Source organism: Marinobacter koreensis (assembly GCF_023156285.1).
Taxonomy (GTDB): Bacteria; Pseudomonadota; Gammaproteobacteria; order Pseudomonadales; family Oleiphilaceae; genus Marinobacter; species Marinobacter koreensis.
Map to the genome: position 1 here is coordinate 330,471 of NZ_JAKZAJ010000005.1, position 15,481 is coordinate 345,951.

The 15,481-nt window shown below is 59.7% G+C and carries 19 protein-coding genes; 14 read left to right on the forward strand and 5 right to left on the reverse strand.

Going from position 1 to position 15,481, the window contains the following annotated elements; genetic code table 11:
- The first annotated feature begins 5 nt into the window (after positions 1 to 5).
- From MLD04_RS15335 to MLD04_RS15375, 9 genes are all read left to right on the forward strand, one after another.
- Positions 6 to 677, forward strand: coding sequence for an SDR family oxidoreductase (locus MLD04_RS15335; protein ID WP_248160319.1), 672 nt, complete (start codon positions 6 to 8; stop codon positions 675 to 677).
- On the forward strand, positions 674 to 1,432 hold the full coding sequence (locus MLD04_RS15340; protein WP_248160356.1) for an SDR family oxidoreductase: 759 nt from the start codon (positions 674 to 676) through the stop codon (positions 1,430 to 1,432). Before MLD04_RS15335 ends, MLD04_RS15340 begins: the two co-directional genes overlap by 4 nt.
- A gap of 5 nt (positions 1,433 to 1,437) precedes the next feature.
- Positions 1,438 to 2,004, forward strand: a complete 567-nt coding sequence (thpR, locus tag MLD04_RS15345) for an RNA 2',3'-cyclic phosphodiesterase (protein ID WP_248160320.1) — start codon at positions 1,438 to 1,440, stop codon at positions 2,002 to 2,004.
- 45 nt (positions 2,005 to 2,049) lie between these two features.
- Positions 2,050 to 3,618 (forward strand): carbon-nitrogen hydrolase family protein, encoded by a 1,569-nt coding sequence (locus MLD04_RS15350; RefSeq protein ID WP_248160321.1) that lies wholly within the window; start codon positions 2,050 to 2,052, stop codon positions 3,616 to 3,618.
- Positions 3,619 to 3,714: 96 nt separating this feature from the next.
- On the forward strand, positions 3,715 to 4,107 hold the full coding sequence (locus MLD04_RS15355; protein WP_248160322.1) for a hypothetical protein: 393 nt from the start codon (positions 3,715 to 3,717) through the stop codon (positions 4,105 to 4,107).
- Positions 4,108 to 4,124: 17 nt separating this feature from the next.
- Positions 4,125 to 4,733, forward strand: coding sequence for an ABC transporter ATP-binding protein (locus MLD04_RS15360; RefSeq protein ID WP_248160323.1), 609 nt, complete (start codon positions 4,125 to 4,127; stop codon positions 4,731 to 4,733).
- Positions 4,720 to 5,523 carry an ABC transporter permease gene (locus MLD04_RS15365; protein WP_248160324.1) on the forward strand — a complete coding sequence of 268 codons (804 nt, stop codon included), beginning with the start codon at positions 4,720 to 4,722 and terminating at the stop codon, positions 5,521 to 5,523. The genes MLD04_RS15360 and MLD04_RS15365 overlap by 14 nt, the downstream gene beginning before the upstream one ends.
- A gap of 6 nt (positions 5,524 to 5,529) precedes the next feature.
- Entirely contained in the window at positions 5,530 to 6,525 is a 996-nt protein-coding gene (locus MLD04_RS15370; protein WP_379883494.1) for a CobW family GTP-binding protein, read from the forward strand.
- Positions 6,525 to 7,166, forward strand: a complete 642-nt coding sequence (locus tag MLD04_RS15375; RefSeq protein ID WP_248160325.1) for a class I SAM-dependent methyltransferase — start codon at positions 6,525 to 6,527, stop codon at positions 7,164 to 7,166. The genes MLD04_RS15370 and MLD04_RS15375 overlap by 1 nt, the downstream gene beginning before the upstream one ends.
- Before the next feature lie 22 nt (positions 7,167 to 7,188).
- Here MLD04_RS15375 and MLD04_RS15380 read toward each other — a convergent pair whose 3' ends face one another.
- Together MLD04_RS15380 and MLD04_RS15385 are read right to left on the reverse strand one after the other, a co-directional pair.
- Entirely contained in the window at positions 7,189 to 8,175 is a 987-nt protein-coding gene (locus MLD04_RS15380) for a PA2778 family cysteine peptidase (RefSeq protein ID WP_248160326.1), read from the reverse strand.
- Positions 8,176 to 8,187: 12 nt separating this feature from the next.
- Entirely contained in the window at positions 8,188 to 8,589 is a 402-nt protein-coding gene (locus MLD04_RS15385; RefSeq protein WP_008937519.1) for a PA2779 family protein, read from the reverse strand.
- Positions 8,590 to 8,813: 224 nt separating this feature from the next.
- On the opposite strand from MLD04_RS15385, the gene MLD04_RS15390 reads away from it, so the two are divergent.
- The 3 genes from MLD04_RS15390 to MLD04_RS15400 are packed head-to-tail and all read left to right on the forward strand — an operon-like array spanning position 8,814 to position 11,576.
- Positions 8,814 to 10,460, forward strand: coding sequence for a serine/threonine-protein kinase (locus tag MLD04_RS15390; RefSeq protein ID WP_248160327.1), 1,647 nt, complete (start codon positions 8,814 to 8,816; stop codon positions 10,458 to 10,460).
- Positions 10,457 to 11,215, forward strand: coding sequence for a PP2C family protein-serine/threonine phosphatase (locus tag MLD04_RS15395; protein ID WP_248160328.1), 759 nt, complete (start codon positions 10,457 to 10,459; stop codon positions 11,213 to 11,215). The genes MLD04_RS15390 and MLD04_RS15395 overlap by 4 nt, the downstream gene beginning before the upstream one ends.
- A gap of 10 nt (positions 11,216 to 11,225) precedes the next feature.
- Positions 11,226 to 11,576, forward strand: coding sequence for an FHA domain-containing protein (locus MLD04_RS15400; protein ID WP_008937522.1), 351 nt, complete (start codon positions 11,226 to 11,228; stop codon positions 11,574 to 11,576).
- A 26-nt stretch (positions 11,577 to 11,602) separates the two neighbouring features.
- On the opposite strand, the gene MLD04_RS15405 is transcribed toward MLD04_RS15400, so the two are convergent.
- A complete protein-coding gene (locus MLD04_RS15405; RefSeq protein WP_248160329.1) occupies positions 11,603 to 12,346 on the reverse strand; it encodes a glutamine amidotransferase in 744 nt (247 codons plus the stop codon).
- 143 nt (positions 12,347 to 12,489) lie between these two features.
- On the opposite strand from MLD04_RS15405, the gene MLD04_RS15410 reads away from it, so the two are divergent.
- The gene (locus MLD04_RS15410; RefSeq protein ID WP_040886521.1) at positions 12,490 to 13,095 is read left to right on the forward strand and encodes a CAP domain-containing protein; all 606 of its coding nucleotides are present in this window, start codon (positions 12,490 to 12,492) and stop codon (positions 13,093 to 13,095) included.
- 57 nt (positions 13,096 to 13,152) lie between these two features.
- Here MLD04_RS15410 and MLD04_RS15415 read toward each other — a convergent pair whose 3' ends face one another.
- Positions 13,153 to 13,890, reverse strand: coding sequence for a YebC/PmpR family DNA-binding transcriptional regulator (locus tag MLD04_RS15415; RefSeq protein WP_248160330.1), 738 nt, complete (start codon positions 13,888 to 13,890; stop codon positions 13,153 to 13,155).
- Between the two features lie 240 nt (positions 13,891 to 14,130).
- Between MLD04_RS15415 and MLD04_RS15420 the strand changes: the two genes are divergently transcribed.
- A complete protein-coding gene (locus MLD04_RS15420; protein ID WP_248160331.1) occupies positions 14,131 to 14,586 on the forward strand; it encodes a hypothetical protein in 456 nt (151 codons plus the stop codon).
- Between the two features lie 39 nt (positions 14,587 to 14,625).
- Here the strand turns inward: MLD04_RS15420 and MLD04_RS15425 are convergent, their stop codons facing one another.
- The gene (locus MLD04_RS15425; protein ID WP_008937527.1) at positions 14,626 to 15,426 is read right to left on the reverse strand and encodes an oxygen-binding di-iron domain-containing protein; all 801 of its coding nucleotides are present in this window, start codon (positions 15,424 to 15,426) and stop codon (positions 14,626 to 14,628) included.
- Positions 15,427 to 15,481: the final 55 nt, after the last annotated feature.

Below are 15,481 nucleotides of genomic sequence, written 5' to 3' on the forward strand. Positions count from 1 at the left end.
GAAGCATGTCCATATCCGGTGTGGTAGTTGTGACCGGTGCAAACCGGGGCGTGGGGCTGGAATTGGCCCGTCATTACGCCCGCGAGGGGTGCGAGGTGGTTGGCGTTTGCCGGCAGTCCTCTGAGGAACTTGATGAGATAGCGGCCCAGGTGATTGAAGGCGTGGATGTCACCACCGACTCCGGCATCGAGACGCTGCTTGCCGGATTGTCCGGAAAAACCGTCGGGTTGCTGATCAACAATGCCGGTCTCCTGCAGGACGAAGAGCTGGGGTCGATTGACTTCGATTCGATCCGCACGCAGATGGAAATCAACGCCTACGCACCGCTGCGGGTGGCCGAGGCACTCGTTCCCCAGATGGGGGAGGGCGGCAAGATCGCCAACATCACCAGTCGGATGGGTTCCATTGCCGATAACAACTCCGGCGGTCGCTACGGTTACCGGGCGTCGAAAGCCGCGCTGAATGCCTTTGGCCGATCCCTGGCCATGGATCTCAGACCACGGGGCATCGCCGTGGCCCAGCTTCATCCCGGCTACGTGAAGACCCGCATGGTCAATTTCGGAGGCCTGATCACGCCCGAGGAATCGGCCAAAGGGCTGGCCGCACGCATTGAAAACCTTTCCCTGGAAAATACCGGTTCCTTCTGGCACAGCAACGGCGAGGCGTTACCGTGGTGAACGAATCCGGGGAACTGATACTGATTACCGGCGGCGCCCGCGGCATTGGCCGCGGGCTGGTGAAGCATTTTGCCGACCGGGACCGGTTCGTGGTGTTCTGCGACACAGACCGGGAGCAGGGCGAGGCGTTGCAGGAAGCCTGCGGCGAGAACGTCAGGTACGTCTACGCGGATGTGTCTCAGGAGGAAGACGTCAGGGCCCTGCTGCGGGCCACCCTTGCCTGGAAAGGCCGCCTGAACGGCGTGATCAATAACGCTGGCATTGCCGACCCGGAAACAGGGCCCATCGAATCGCTGTCGCTGGCGGACTGGCAACGGCGACTGGATGTGAATCTCACCGGCCCGTTCCTGGTCACCAAACACGCTGTGCCCCATCTGCGTCAGAGCCGGGGCAGCATCGTCAACATGGCGTCGACGCGAGCGCTTCAGTCGGAACCGGATACCGAAGCCTATGCGGCCACCAAGGGCGGTATTGTGGCCCTGACACACGCGCTGGCGATGAGTCTGGGGCCGGACATCCGGGTGAACAGCATCAGTCCGGGGTGGATTGATACCCGGGCCTGGCAGGGGGAGTCGGAGCCTGTCTCGCCGCTATCGGCCGCCGATCACCAACAACATCCCGCTGGTCGTGTCGGGGAACCCCGTGACATTGCCGGGCTGGCGGAATTTCTGCTGTCGGACGCGGCCGCCTTCATTACCGGCCAGAATATCGTGGCGGATGGTGGTATGACCCGAAAAATGATCTATCAGGACTGACGCTCGTGCGCCGGGTGTTTTTTGGTCTTGAGGTGCCGTTTTCGGTCAAACAGCGGCTTCTGGCTGTGCAAACGGATATTAATGGAGCGCGCTGGCAGGGCCGGCACCAGCTGCACCTCACACTGGCGTTTATCGGCAGTGTGGATGACGCGGGCCTCGAGACTCTTCGTCGAGCCGCCTGCAGGGTAACGGCACCCGCCTTCGAACTGAGAGTTCAGGGGCTGGGAGTGTTCGGAAAGCCGGACCATCCCCGTAACCTCTGGGCGGGGATTAGCCCAGAGCATCCGGTGATCGAACTCCACGAACGGCTGACTGACAGCCTGTCCGGGGCGGGATTCGCCCAGGAGAAGCGCCGATTCCGGCCGCACATTACCGTGTCGCGTTTTCGAAGGAATGCCGGCTCGGTCGCCTCCCTGCTCGACGCCCACGGAAGCACCGGTTTTGGTGCCATGGCAGTGACCGAATTCGTGCTCTACGAGAGTACGCCGGGCGCCGGTGGGTCAGTATATACCGTGCTTGATCGCTTTCCCCTCACGCCCTCGCTTGACGAAACCGATCCCTCCGGCCAATGATGATCGCATACCGGTGCGCCTGCCGGAGCCTGTCTTGAGGTTCGTATGTGTCCACCTTTTTCCGATCCGGATCAACGCCTGTTCGTCCGCAATGCCACCCTTGCCGATATTCCGGGCATCATTGACCTGAGCCGGCGGGTTTATGAAGGGACCGGCATGTATGGCTACACCAAAGGTCCGCTCACCGGGCAGATCAACACCTTCCCGGAAGGGCAGTTCGTCGCGATGCTTGGCGATACGGTGGTGGGTTACTGCGCCACGTTCCGGATCGGTGGTGAGGTTGCCCTGTTACGTCACGATTGGACGTCCATCACCGGCAATGGCTATGCCTCCCGGCACGATCCGGAGGGGGACTGGCTCTATGGGATGGAAGTGTGTGTGGATCCCGAATGCCGGGGCTACCGTATTGGTGAGCGCCTGTATAACGAGCGCAAGCAGTTGTGCCAGCATTTGAACCTGCAAGGGGTGGTGTTTGCCGGGCGTCTGCCGACCCTGCGCCAGCGGCTTAAGAAGTTCGGCTCCATCGAAGCCTACGTGGAAGCGATCAAGGCCAAGGAACAGAGGGATCCGGTCCTGTCGTTCCAGTTGCACCAGGGGTTCGAGGTCCACGATATCATTCCCCATTACCTGGATGCGGATCACGACTCCATGGGGTACGGCATTCATCTTGTCTGGCGCAATCCGAAAGTCCCCCAGAACGGCGATGCCGGCAAACGCAAGCGTTACGGCCAGCGAATTCCGGATACGGTGCGTATCGGGACCGTTCAGTACCAGCAGCGGCCGGTGGCATCGTTTGATGAGTTTGCCGAAATCGTCCGGTATTTCGTGGACGTGGTGGCGACCTACAAGGGCGACTTCGTGGTGTTTCCGGAACTGTTTACGCTCCAGTTGCTGTCCATCGAAGCCCGGAAGGGCAGCCCGGCAGAGACGTTTGCGGCGGTGGCCCACTATGCCGACCGGTACCGGGAGCTGATGCGGGACCTGGCATTACGCCACAATATCAACATTGTCGCGGGCTCTACGCCGGTCCGTGAGGACGATGGCACCATCCGCAACATGGCCCACGTCTTTCTCCGCGATGGTCAGGTGTTCACCCAGCCAAAAATCCATCCCACACCTAATGAAGCCTACTGGTGGAACGTTCGGGGCGGCAACCGGGTCAATGCCATCGATACCGACTGCGGCCCCATTGGCGTTCTGATCTGTTATGACGCGGAATTCCCGGAGCTGGCCCGGCACCTGGTTGATCAGGGTGTCAGTATTCTGTTTGTGCCTTTCTGCACGGATGAGCGCCAGAGTTACCTGAGGGTCCGTTATTGCTGCCAGGCCCGGGCGGTGGAGAACCAGATCTATGTGGTGCTCTCCGGCAACGTGGGTAACCTGCCCAACGTGCCCAACATGGAAATCCAGTACGGCCAGAGCTGTATCCTCACACCCTGTGATTTTCCCTTTGCCCGCGATGGCATCGCCGCCGATACGGAAGCGAACGTCGAAACCGTGGCGTTCGCCGACCTCAGGCCGGAAACCCTGATCACCGCAAGGAACAGTGGAACGGTGAAAAACCTGCAGGACCGCCGGCACGATCTCTATTCCGTCAACTGGCGCGGGGAGTGAGGCCTGACTGGTACTTGAACCCTGTCTCTGCCATATTGTTGCCGATCTCCAGTTTTCGGCCGGTGGGCTATTAAAAACAATGAATTAAGAGGGTTCATGGAAAAGACTCGAATGACGATTGTCGCGGTGACAGGCATCGCGCTGTTTTTCCTCGCCAATTATCTCTGCCGCTTCCTGCTGGGATTCACCGGCTTTGTGGCGACGCTGATCATTGCGGCTGCCATTGCTGCCTACATGGGGTTTTCCGTGATCCGGGTACTGCAGCGGATGCCGTCGCCGGCCGAGAAATCCCGTTTGCTCTGGCTCTATGGTGGCTTTCTGGGGGCGTTGTTTCTCGCATTCACGGTCTGGCTGTTCATGGGAGAAGGATACGACAGCATGGTGCTCGCCACCCTTTTCCTGCATTACCTGCCATATCCGGTTTTCGCCCATCTGTTTCTGTCTGAGGGTGTTCTGGAACGCTTTCCGGGGCGAAAAAACAGGGACTGAGCTGCGAGGAAAACGTTTTGAGCAGGCTTCGACTGGCACACGTCGCCATTGGCAACCTTCGGGATGTCTCCCTTGAGGTGGCCGATGGCGAGATCGTTTGCCTCTCCGGTGCCTCGGGCAGTGGTAAGAGTCGTTTGCTCAGGGCAGTAGCCGATATCGAACCTCACGAGGGCGATGTCTTTATCGGTCAGGATGAACAGTCCAGCATGCCCGGCCATGTATGGCGCAGACGGGTCATGCTGGTGCCTGCAGACAGCCAGTGGTGGTTCGACGAGGTCGGCGCTCACTTCCCGTCCGAGGCCCGTGAAACCGTTCCGGAGTGCCTGGGCCTCGGCCTGGATGTGATGAACTGGCCGGTCAGCCGGTTGTCATCCGGTGAGCGTCAGCGCCTGGCACTCTGGCGTGCTCTGGCGATGGCGCCAGAGGCCCTGTTGCTGGACGAGCCAACTGCCAACCTGGATGACGCCATGACCCGTGCGATGGAAGACTGGTTGCTGGAGGAAACGCGAAAGCGGTCACTGGCGGTACTCTGGGTCGCGCACGATCATTCACAGATCGGACGGGTAGCAGCACGTCATTATCGTATCCATCGATCCCTGCTGGAGCCGGCCAATGGAAGTGATTGACCTGGCTGGCTGGAAGCTGGCGCTTGCGGCGCTGCTGGTCCTTGCGCTGGCGGGTGTGAGCCTGTCGGCGCGGTTGGGGATAACCCGCAGTCTGCTGGTGGCCAGTGCCCGCACCGGTATACAGTTGACGCTGATTGGCCTCGTGCTGGAAGCCTTGTTCGCCTCCGGTCAACTGTACTGGATTGCTTTGCTGGCCACCGTCATGCTGCTGGTCGCCGGCCGGGAGGTCATGGCCCGACAGCAGCGACGACTTCGGGGGCCCTGGGCGTTCGGGCTGGGCACCGGTGCCATGTTCGTGTCCTCGTTTTCGGTGACGATCCTGGCCCTGACCGTGGTCATCGGCCCGTCACCCTGGTACGAACCGCAGTATTCCATTCCCCTGCTGGGGATGATGCTGGGCAATACCATGACCGGGGTGGCCCTGAGCCTGGACCGACTGAATGATGCCGTATGGCGACAGCGGGCGGTGATCGAAAACCGGTTGATGCTCGGGCAGAACTGGCGAGAGGCGGTCGGGGACATCCGCCGGGATGCCATGCGTAGTGGTATGATGCCTTCCATTAACGCCATGGCTGCTGCCGGTATTGTCAGCCTGCCCGGGATGATGACCGGCCAGATCCTGGCAGGTTCGCCGCCCGCCGTTGCCGTGAAATACCAGATTCTGGTCATGCTGATTATTACGGCCGGCACCGGATTTGGCGCCCTTATGGCGGTGTCCTGGGGCAGTCGGCGTCTGTTTGACGAGCGCGAGCGGCTAAGGCTGGAGCGCCTGGTGAAGACGAGCAGCTGAGGCTCCATGATGTCCCAACCCTCCCGAGCAATTCCCACCAACCTGATCCTGGGCTTCCTGGGCGTCGGCAAGACCACCGCGATCCTCGATCTGCTCCGGCAAAAGCCCGAGGGCGAGACCTGGGCGGTACTGGTCAACGAGTTTGGTGAAGTCGGTATCGATGGTGCCCTGCTCCAGAACCAGGGCGCTGTTATCAGGGAGGTGCCCGGCGGCTGCATGTGCTGTGTTGCAGGGCTGCCGATGCAGGTGGGGCTGAATCAGCTGATCCGTGCCGCCCGGCCCGACAGATTGTTGATCGAGCCGACCGGACTGGGGCATCCCGCGCGCATTCTCCAGACACTCACGGAAGATACCTACCGGGACACGCTGGCTATCGGACCGGTCATCACGCTGGTGGATCCGCGAAAGCTTGAGGATCCGCGCGCTCTGGACAATGTCCAGTTCCGGGATCAGATCGCCGCCGCCGATATCCTGGTGGCCAATAAAACGGATCTGTGTACGGACGAGCAGGTTCGTCACTTCGACGAATGGGCTGAAGCCCAGGGGCAGAGTGACAGACCGGTCTTTCATACCAGCCAAGGGAAACTCTCCCCGGACTGGCTGAACGGTCAGAGTCGGTTCCTTGCCGTGAGTAACCCCGGCGCCCACCACGATCATGGATCGGAACCGGCCAGGGAGCCCTCGCCAGACATCAACGAGGAACCCTGGCAGTGCGTGACCAGTCGGGGGCAGGGCCATGCCAGCATTGGCTGGCGGATTCACCCGGAATTGATGTTCAGTGAAAGTGCCCTGTTGTCCCTGGCCATGGACGACCGAGTGGTCCGTTTCAAGGCGGTCGTTCACACCATCGAGGGCTGGCGTGCCATGAACGTGGTTGAAGGCTCCATGACGGTGGTGCCGGCTGAGCCGGGAGAACTTACCCGTATCGAACTGATTGCGCCCGGTCGGCTTGACGTGGCGGAGTTGGACGCCCGGTTGCGCGCAGCTGCAGGGTTGGATTGATGCCGCTTTTATGTCCGGTGTGTGAGCAGGGGCAACTGACGCCGTTTTGTGAGGTCGGTGCGCACGCCTACCTCCGATGCAGCGTCTGTGAGGCGACCGTGATGGCGCCAGAGTCTCGGCTGTCGCCGGAGCAGGAGAAACAGGTTTACCAGCTCCACGACAACGACGTGGAGGATCCGGGCTACCGGCGCTTTCTGTCAAAGCTCTTCGAGCCACTGGTCGAGCGGTTACCGGTTGGAGCTGCGGGACTGGATTTTGGTTGCGGGCCCGGCCCGGCACTGGCACGGATGCTGGCTGCTGAAGGGTTTTCGATGGCGCTCTTCGATCCTTTTTTCTATGACGATGAGTCGGTACTTGAGAGCACTTACGATTTCGTTACCTGCACCGAGGTGGTCGAACATCTGCATCAACCTGCCAGGGTATTCCGGCAGCTAGAGGGACTCCTTAAGCCCGGTGGCTGGCTGGGTGTCATGACCTGTTTCCAGACCGACGATGACCGTTTCGCAAACTGGCATTATCGCCGGGATCCGACCCACGTGGTGTTCTATCGGGAGCGCACGTTCGCCTGGCTGGCCGAACGATTTGGCTGGCAGATGGAAGTGCCGAGAAAGGACGTGGTGCTGTTTCGAAAGCCCCGTTGAAGGACCTCGCCGTTATAGCGCTTTAACGTGGCGGTGTCGGGCAGGCGGGCAGGGTGGGGCAGTTGTCGGATGTCCCGGATGATTCTCCGTCGAGCCCTGTGTCGTCGAATGTGTTGGGCGCCAGTGCCTGGGCGCAGTCCAGAGCGTCTTTTGCGCCGCTGGGACAGTTGGCCTTGTCGAGGGCGAATGCCAGGTTATTCCAGCCTTCCGGGCGTTTCGGGAAGTGCTGGACTGCCTGGGAGAAGCCGGAAACCGCGCCGGTCCAGTCTCCTTCGCTGAAACGCAGGTTTCCCAGAGCCATCCAGGCGGCAAATTCGTCGGGCCAGGTGTCGGTGGCGAGCACGTAAGCTTTGTCCGCAGCAGCGATGTGGCCGGTCGCCTCAAGGTCGTGTGCCGCTCTCAGGTAGGACAGGGGCTTTGCAGTAGCGGGCAGGGTGTCCGGCGGCAGTATGACAACCGCCCAGCCATCCGCCCGTTGCCAGGTGGCGGAAAACGTCTCGTACGCCATCGCATAGTGCTTCCGGGTATCGGTATTGAGGATCACGGTCTTGTCATGGCTGTTGAACCCGACGACCACCGCAAAATGCCATTGTGGCCACCAGTCGAAAAGCAGGTTCTGCATCACAAGAACCGGGTGCCCCTGGGTAACTTCGGCAAATACCGCTTTCAGGTCGTTGTCGATCGGATAGACCACCATGTCGTGGGCGCGGGCCGTCGCGACCATCTCCACCTGCAGAGATCCGGTCCGTTCCGGAATGTAGACCAGATCCTTGAGTTGCTCCGGGGTGGTATCCAGCCCCTGGGCATTCAGCATCATGGCCAGGGAGGCGGGACCGCACTGGTATTTTTCCTGTGGGTAAAAGGGGACGTCGCCGAGCAGCTCGAAGGACGGCTGCTGGTCACCCGTTGAAGGCTGGAGATCGGGCCAGGGTGGCGCTGTGGCGCAACCAGCAAGCAGGACCACCGTGAATAACGCGGTGATCCTGCAAGCGAGCTTCAGGTAGTGCATTGATACCTGTGATCAGCGGACACAGTGTACGAACGAGAACACGTTGGTCGCACAGAGCATATCGGTAATGATAAAGACCAGCAGGAACAGAACGATGATGCCAACGACGCCTTCACCCGCTGGCGCTTCGGCGAGTTGCTGATTGAAATCCGCCAGTTCCGCAGGCGTCAGGTTCTGGATGCGTTCCGCAACGCGGTCCTTGCTGACGCCCATCTGGGCGAGCTTGTCCTGCACTTCCTGCTTGTCCAGCATGCTCATCAGCTGCTGGCGGTCGACACTGGCCTGCTGCTGTTGAATGATCTCGGCAGTCCCGACCATCCGGGCCTGGGCGCTTGTCGAGAAAGTAGTGGCAAAGGCCAGCATGACAGCCATCACCATGGAAACCTGCTTCAGATAACTGCGGATCTTGGACATTTCAGGCTCCTTCCTTCATTTTTTCGATGAGTGACAAGGTCTTACTATAGCACGTCATTTTCCGTGGCCGGGTTCCATCCGATTTCCGGGGATTCATGCGCTGTTTTCAGCGTGACTCTGATCTCACGTGAACAAACCCTTACAAAAAACGCCTCTTTTCATATATCGGTTTGCGGTCAGCCTTTCTAAACTTGTCAGATCAATTGTTTACGTTGAAGTTACCTGTGAATCCGTCATCCAGTCTGATATCCAGTATTTTCAGTCTTCGTTCACTCGTGGTGGCTATTGCCGCAGTCTTCGCCGTGGCCGGCGATCAGATACCGATGGTCAGCTGGCTGGACCGGCTGCTGCTCAATGTGCTCGGCTCCAGCGAGGGGGCGGAATGGGGCGCGATTGCCCTCGACCAATGGCAGTCGGTCCTGGCAGAGCGAGGTCTCGCCCAGCCGGCCTGGGGCCACCTCTCGGTTCAGGGCGGGCTTGTCTTCGCTGCCGCCTATCTGGTGTTCGCCGTGCCCGCGATGGGGGCAGCGGTGGCGCTTCCGGTGACGCTCCTTCTGGGCGGTGGCCTGGTGGTGTTGCAGGCGGCAATGATGTTTTACCACAGTCTCTGGTTGCCGTTGGGCGAGATCAACACCCTGCTGGCTGTGGGCTACGTTGTGATGCTGTTCTGGCTTCAGCCCCACCGTCGGATTCGCGCACTCACCGACAATGTCCTTGATGCGCGCTTGAAGCTCGGACAACTCTTGCTGAACCAGGGGCAGACCGACGAGGCGCTGGCAACCCTGAGGTGGTGTCCCGAGAGTGAAGAGACCCTTGAGCTGCGTTACCAGATAGCGCTGCAACAGGAACGTAAGCGCCAGTATGACAAGGCCCTGCAAACCTACCTCGAAATCAACGACCGGAAGCGCAAGTTCCGCGATGTGCCGGACCGCCTGGAGGCGCTACAAAAAGTTGCGGGGGAAGCCACGGTGGTTCACACCGGCGGGTTTGAGGCCACGCGGACCCTGGTGATGCCGGATCAGGCAGTAAGTCGGCCGACACTGGGCCGGTATGAAATCGTCCGGGAACTGGGCAGGGGGGCCATGGGGGTCGTTTACCTGGGCACAGATCCGAAAATTTCCCGCACGGTTGCCATCAAGACCCTGAGTTACCATAGCTTTGACGGCAAGGAGTTGCAGGAACTCAAGGGGCGGTTCTTCCGCGAGGCCGAGGCGGCAGGGCGCCTGAACCATCCCGCGATCGTGACCGTCTATGATGTCGGCGAGGAAGCCGACCTTGCCTATATTGCCATGGATTACGCCGAGGGCCGGCCGCTGAGTGACTTTGGCCGGGCCGGGCGGCTGCTTCCCCTGGGAACGGTCCTGGAGGTAATGGCGAGGGTCGCCGATGCGCTGGCGTATGCCCATGAGCAGAAGATCGTTCACCGCGATATCAAACCGGGCAACATCATCTACAACCCGGACACTGGCGGGATCAAGATCACTGATTTCGGCATTGCCAAGATCACCGATGATTCGGTGACCCGAACGGGCAGTGTCATGGGAAGTCCTCTTTACATGTCGCCGGAGCAGCTGAAGGGCCAGAAGGTAACCGGTGCTTCGGATATCTACAGTCTCGGGGTCACGCTGTTCAAGCTGGTTACCGGGGAAACGCCCTACCAGGGCGATACCCTGGCCAACCTGACGTACCAGATTCTGAACAAGCGGCCGCGCAGTGCCCGATCCATCAACGCCGACCTTTCGAACGGTGTGGTGCGTCTGATCAACAAGTCGATTCAGCGTGAGCCGGACAAGCGGTTCGGATCGGCCTCGGAAATGGCCGAGGCCCTGCGGCGTCTGGCCGCCCGGGAAGACAGGGAGGTTGCATCATGATCGAGCTGGATATCGCCGGGCTGTCCCATACCGGGCGCGTGCGTCGCACAAACCAGGACCGGATTGCCTGGGAGTCCAGTTCGTCCGGCGAACAGGCATTGCTGGTGCTGGCGGATGGTATGGGCGGGCACCAGGGCGGCGAAGTCGCCAGCAATCTCGCCGTGAATGCCGCTATGGAAGCCCTGACACCGTGTCTTTCGGCCTCGGTGGATCCGGCATCTCCGGATTTTGTGCGCGAGCGCCTTGATGCGGCGTTTTTGCTCGCCGCGGAACGTGTCCGCGAAGGGCAGATCTCGGAGCCGGAGCTGGCAAAAATGGGGTCGACCCTTGTGGTGGTCTGGAGCATCGGCGCGACTGCGTTCATCGCTCATGTGGGGGATTCCCGTTGCTACCTGATTGGTGCCGACCAGCTGCAATGCCTGACCCGGGATGACACGGTCGTTCAGAACATGATCGAGGATGGCAGTATTACCGAAGAGGAGGCGCCCCGGGTTCCTTTCCGGAACGTACTCACCCGGGCGATCGGCGCCTCCGACGATGCCACCCCGAGCTTCCGTACCCAGATTCTGGCGCCCGGAGACGGCCTCCTGTTATGTTCGGACGGCTTGCCCGAAGCCGTTCCGGAGTCGGAATGGTTGGGACTGGTAGACGACCGGCAAGACGCGCAGGAGCGGGTGGATGCACTGTTGGATCAGAGTCTGGACAACGGTGCCGGAGACAATGTCTCCATGATTCTGTTGATGTTGAAGAACTGAGGAACTGAAAATGGCTTCGCTTTCCCAATTGGTGGACAACGTTGTGGTCAACACCTTTGAGCTGCAGCAGCCGGTGATTCGCATCGGACGACGACCGGACAACAACATCTGTATTGATGAGATTTCCGTGAGCGGTCAGCACGCGGTGATCGAGGTTGTCCCGAATGCCTATCTCGAGGGCACCGTGGATTTTTATATCGTGGACAGCAACAGCACCAACGGCACGTTCGTCAACGATCTCCGGGTGGAAGGCCGGCAGCGGCTGAACAGCAACGACATGATCCGCATCGGCTGGAACGAATTCCGGTTCATCGACGAGGAAGAGAATGCGCTGGAGAAGACCGCCTACATTCTGGATTGAGCGGGCGGTCCTGACAATTTCAGTATTCAGTCTTTTTTCATTTGAAGAACCAGGTCTGAGAATTGCTGCAGCAGGCCGCTCGCTTCCGGGGCAGGGGCAAGCTCTGCCTTCAACCGGTCGATATCCAGTCCTTCCCTGGTCAGTTCCGGAGACTGGACGTCCAGATAGGCGCCCATAATGGCCTCGGTGAATTCCGGGTGAAACTGTACGCCCCAGGCACACTGACCGATCCGGAATGCCTGATGGGGTTCGAAGGCCGATCGGGCCAGCAATACCGCTTCGGGCGGCAGGCGAAGCACCGATTGACGATGGGTGAGCTGGGCCGGAAACGTCCTGGGCAGGTTGGCAAACAGCGGGTCCTGATCCGAGGCGGCAAGCCGTTCCACCTGCTTGGTTCCGGTTTCCCGGCCATCGGGGTGGTAGCCGACCTCTCCCCCGAACGCATGGGCCAGGAGCTGGTGTCCATAGCAGACTCCCAGTAAAGGCACGCATTCCGCGACGGCCTGGGCCAGCCAGTCCGCCGTGGCTTCACTCCAGGACTCGCGATCACTGACCATGGCCGGGGAGCCGGTCACGACGATGCCATCCCAGTTGCCGGGAGCGTCCGGAGTTTCGCCCGCTGCGACATCGACCACCGTGATGTCGAGGTTCCCGGAAAGTGCCCGGATGAACCACGCTTCGAAATCCCCGAAACGCGATTTTATGTCCGGGTAAGTTGTACCGGTTTTGATGACCGCAACACGCGGATCCTTCTTGGTGTTCAGTGTCATTAGGATTTGATCCAGGCAGTTTTTTTCATTCTACAGTCATTGTGTAAGTGATTGTATATTCGGAGATCTGATCGCAATTTTGAATCGTTTTATCCCGTACTTTTCATAGCCTACCTTCACGCTTCTCCAGTATGGGATCGAATATGTCAGCCAGGAATGTCCGGATCGTGTTTTGCGTCGTCGCAGCAGCTGCATTGGCGGGCTGTGGCGGGGGTGGTGGTTCCGGTGCCGATACCCAGTCGTCGTCCTCTGCGGTTTCCGATGAAGTTCAGTCGAATACGACCAACAAGGCCCACCCGACCACGATCATGGTCGATGGCTGTGCCGTCGAGGAATACCAGGCGGCAATGCTGGAGTATGTGAACGCCGCTCGCAGCAAGGCCCGGTCTTGTGGCAGCGAAGACTTCCCGCCCGCTCCTCCGGTGCAGTACAGCTGCGCCATTCAGGGTGCTGCCACCGAGCACAGCCAGGACATGGCGACGAACAACTTTTTCAGCCACACGGGTTCAGATGGACTTCGGGTGGGTGACCGGGTGACGGCAACCGGATACGACTGGTCTGTCGTTGGAGAGAATATTGCGGCCGGGTACGATCAGGTAGATGGTGTGATGAAAGCCTGGCTGGAGAGTCCGGGACACTGCCGTAACATCATGGACGCACGATTCCAGGAATTTGCGGTGAAGCGGGTGGACACCACCACCGCCGACTACCCGAACTACTGGACCCAGGTTTTTGCCGATCCCCGCTAATCGACGTTCCCCGGGACGGCCAGACACAGTGCCATCCCGGGGAAGCGGTCACCGCATTCAGGCCTCGCTGGTCGACTCGGCAACGTCCGCGTTGTGGAATACGTTCTGGACATCATCAAGATCGTTCAGCATGTCGAGGAACTTCTCGAACAGGGCTACGTCGTCGCCTTCCACCGGTGTGGTGGTCTTGGGCAGGAACTGAATTTCATCCACGTCGAATTCGATGCCTTCGAACGCGCTCTCGAGGGCCTGTTTGGCTTTCGCGTATTCGGTGTTGGGCGTGAACACCGTAATGCGACCCTCTTCGTTCTCAATGTCCGTTACGTCCACATCTGCATCCATCAGGGCTTCCAGCACGGCTTCTTCGTCCTGGCCCTGGAACGCAAAAATGGCGCAATGGTCGAACATGTGAGCGACGGCGCCCGGCGTCCCGATCTTGCATTTGGTCTTGGTGAATGCAAGGCGTACATCGCCAAACGTCCGGTTCGGATTGTCTGTCAGACAGTCGACGATCACCATGCAGTTGCCCGGGCCATAACCCTCGTAGCGTGCGGGGGAATAGTCCTCGCCGGCTCCGCCTTTGGCCTTGTCGAGCGCCTTTTCGATTACGTGAGCGGGAACCTGGTCTTTTTTCGCCCGGTCGATCAGGCCTCGCAGTGACAGGTTGGCCTGGGGGTCGACGCCGCCGGACTTGGCGCACATATAGATCTCGCGCCCGTATTTGCTGTAAACCTTGGTTTTCGCCGCAGCCGTCTTGGCCATGGATTCTTTGCGGTTCTGGTAGGCTCTGCCCATCTGACCTGCCTCTTATAGCTGTCCTGTAAAAGCGGGGATTTTACTCAACAAAACGTTCCGGGGACAGTTCCTGGGTTGGATTAAGGATTTTTTATTCCGCACAAAAGTTGATCAGGAGCAGGTTCTGGCTATTCTCGTGGAATTAGGATTTTCTCAGGGAAGCGGAGTGGCTGGACGGTCATTTCGCAGGTTCGCGCAGTTCCCGTAGCCGGGGATTTTCGGGCTGATGAGGATGTCATTATGAAAGTTCTGAACGGATTTTTTTCAGCGGCGCTGGTGATGGCGCTGAGCGTGCCTGTAACCGCGGTGTATGCCCAGGATCAGGACCAGGACCGTTTGCAGGATCGCGACCAGACCATGGATCAGATGCGGGACCAGATGCGGGATCGTGATGGCCAGCCGATTGCAGGTTACAACCTGATGACCGAGCAGGAGCGACAGCAGTTCCGGGACAGGATGCGGTCAATGAATTCGATGGAAGAGCGCCAGGCCTTCCGGCAGCAGCATCATGAACAGATGATGGAGCGAGCGCGGGCCCGGGGCGTTGAACTGGAAAAATTGCCGCCGACGGCAGCCGGCCAGCCCAAAGGTAACGGTAAGGGCAAGGGCAAGGGCATGGGTGGCGGTATGAGCAATGACGCCATGGGGGGCGGCCAGCCCTGGAAACAGAAGTCCTCGGGCGGTGGCAATAAGTAAGAACGGTGCGGCAGCCACACGGCTGCCGCCGTATCCGCGTTAAATAAAGTCGGTCGGTGGCATGTAGTTGTCTTCGGACATCAGATCGATGCCGCAGGGGACATCCGATACCCAGCTCAGAAAACGGTCGACCATGGCCGGCCCTTCAAACCGTTTTCCGTGTTGCGGCACGATCATGTCAACGTCCAGATTACGAACCATGTTTGCCCAGAGCTTGCAGACCTTGCGAGACGCAATATAGCGCTTGTGAAAGCCGATCATGCTCGGGATGTGGCGATCAAAATCCTGCACCGGCAGGTGGTCGTCCGGTCCGCCCATGGAGGCTCCAAGATCTCCCGAGAAAAGAATCTTCGACACCGGGTCATAGAACTGGAGGTTGCCGACCGAATGCATGAAATGGGCAGGCAGGCAACTGAGGTAGGAGTCGCCGAACGGTACCCGGGCACCGGCATCGGGGATGCTGACAATACGGTCGTAGACGCTACCGCTCAGCTGGTTGGTGACATAACTGGACACCAGGTGCGGAAGGAAACGTGACCACAGCCGGGATGTCACGATTTTTGCCCGTGTGTGCACGATCCAGCGGTCAATGGCACCGATGATGTCCGGATCCTGGTGGGAGGCAAATACGTAGTCCATATCCCGAATATTCATGTACCGGGATGCGGCAACGGACAGGGGGGTATAGGTGAGATCGCCACCCGGATCGATCAGCGCCTCATGTTTACCGTCAACGACGAGAAACTGGTTGGACTGGACGCCCTCTCCCGTAACCAGGGAATCGAACATCAGGCATTTGTGGTGTCCGTTATCAAACAGGACGATGGGTTCGGCTGCCATTTTGGTCTCCCGCAAGCGTGATTGCCCGGCAACGTAGCCGGATATTGCAAACAGG

Coding starts and splice junctions, on each gene's coding strand:
- MLD04_RS15335 (WP_248160319.1), top strand. CDS start 6: ATGTCCATATCCGGTGTGGTAGTTGTGACCGGTGCAAACCGGGGCGTG.
- MLD04_RS15350 (WP_248160321.1), top strand. CDS start 2,050: ATGTGTCCACCTTTTTCCGATCCGGATCAACGCCTGTTCGTCCGCAAT.
- MLD04_RS15355 (WP_248160322.1), top strand. CDS start 3,715: ATGGAAAAGACTCGAATGACGATTGTCGCGGTGACAGGCATCGCGCTG.
- MLD04_RS15365 (WP_248160324.1), top strand. CDS start 4,720: ATGGAAGTGATTGACCTGGCTGGCTGGAAGCTGGCGCTTGCGGCGCTG.
- MLD04_RS15370 (WP_379883494.1), top strand. CDS start 5,530: ATGATGTCCCAACCCTCCCGAGCAATTCCCACCAACCTGATCCTGGGC.
- MLD04_RS15375 (WP_248160325.1), top strand. CDS start 6,525: ATGCCGCTTTTATGTCCGGTGTGTGAGCAGGGGCAACTGACGCCGTTT.
- MLD04_RS15380 (WP_248160326.1), bottom strand. CDS start 8,175: ATGCACTACCTGAAGCTCGCTTGCAGGATCACCGCGTTATTCACGGTG.
- MLD04_RS15385 (WP_008937519.1), bottom strand. CDS start 8,589: ATGTCCAAGATCCGCAGTTATCTGAAGCAGGTTTCCATGGTGATGGCT.
- MLD04_RS15395 (WP_248160328.1), top strand. CDS start 10,457: ATGATCGAGCTGGATATCGCCGGGCTGTCCCATACCGGGCGCGTGCGT.
- MLD04_RS15400 (WP_008937522.1), top strand. CDS start 11,226: ATGGCTTCGCTTTCCCAATTGGTGGACAACGTTGTGGTCAACACCTTT.
- MLD04_RS15405 (WP_248160329.1), bottom strand. CDS start 12,346: ATGACACTGAACACCAAGAAGGATCCGCGTGTTGCGGTCATCAAAACC.
- MLD04_RS15410 (WP_040886521.1), top strand. CDS start 12,490: ATGTCAGCCAGGAATGTCCGGATCGTGTTTTGCGTCGTCGCAGCAGCT.
- MLD04_RS15415 (WP_248160330.1), bottom strand. CDS start 13,890: ATGGGCAGAGCCTACCAGAACCGCAAAGAATCCATGGCCAAGACGGCT.
- MLD04_RS15420 (WP_248160331.1), top strand. CDS start 14,131: ATGAAAGTTCTGAACGGATTTTTTTCAGCGGCGCTGGTGATGGCGCTG.
- MLD04_RS15425 (WP_008937527.1), bottom strand. CDS start 15,426: ATGGCAGCCGAACCCATCGTCCTGTTTGATAACGGACACCACAAATGC.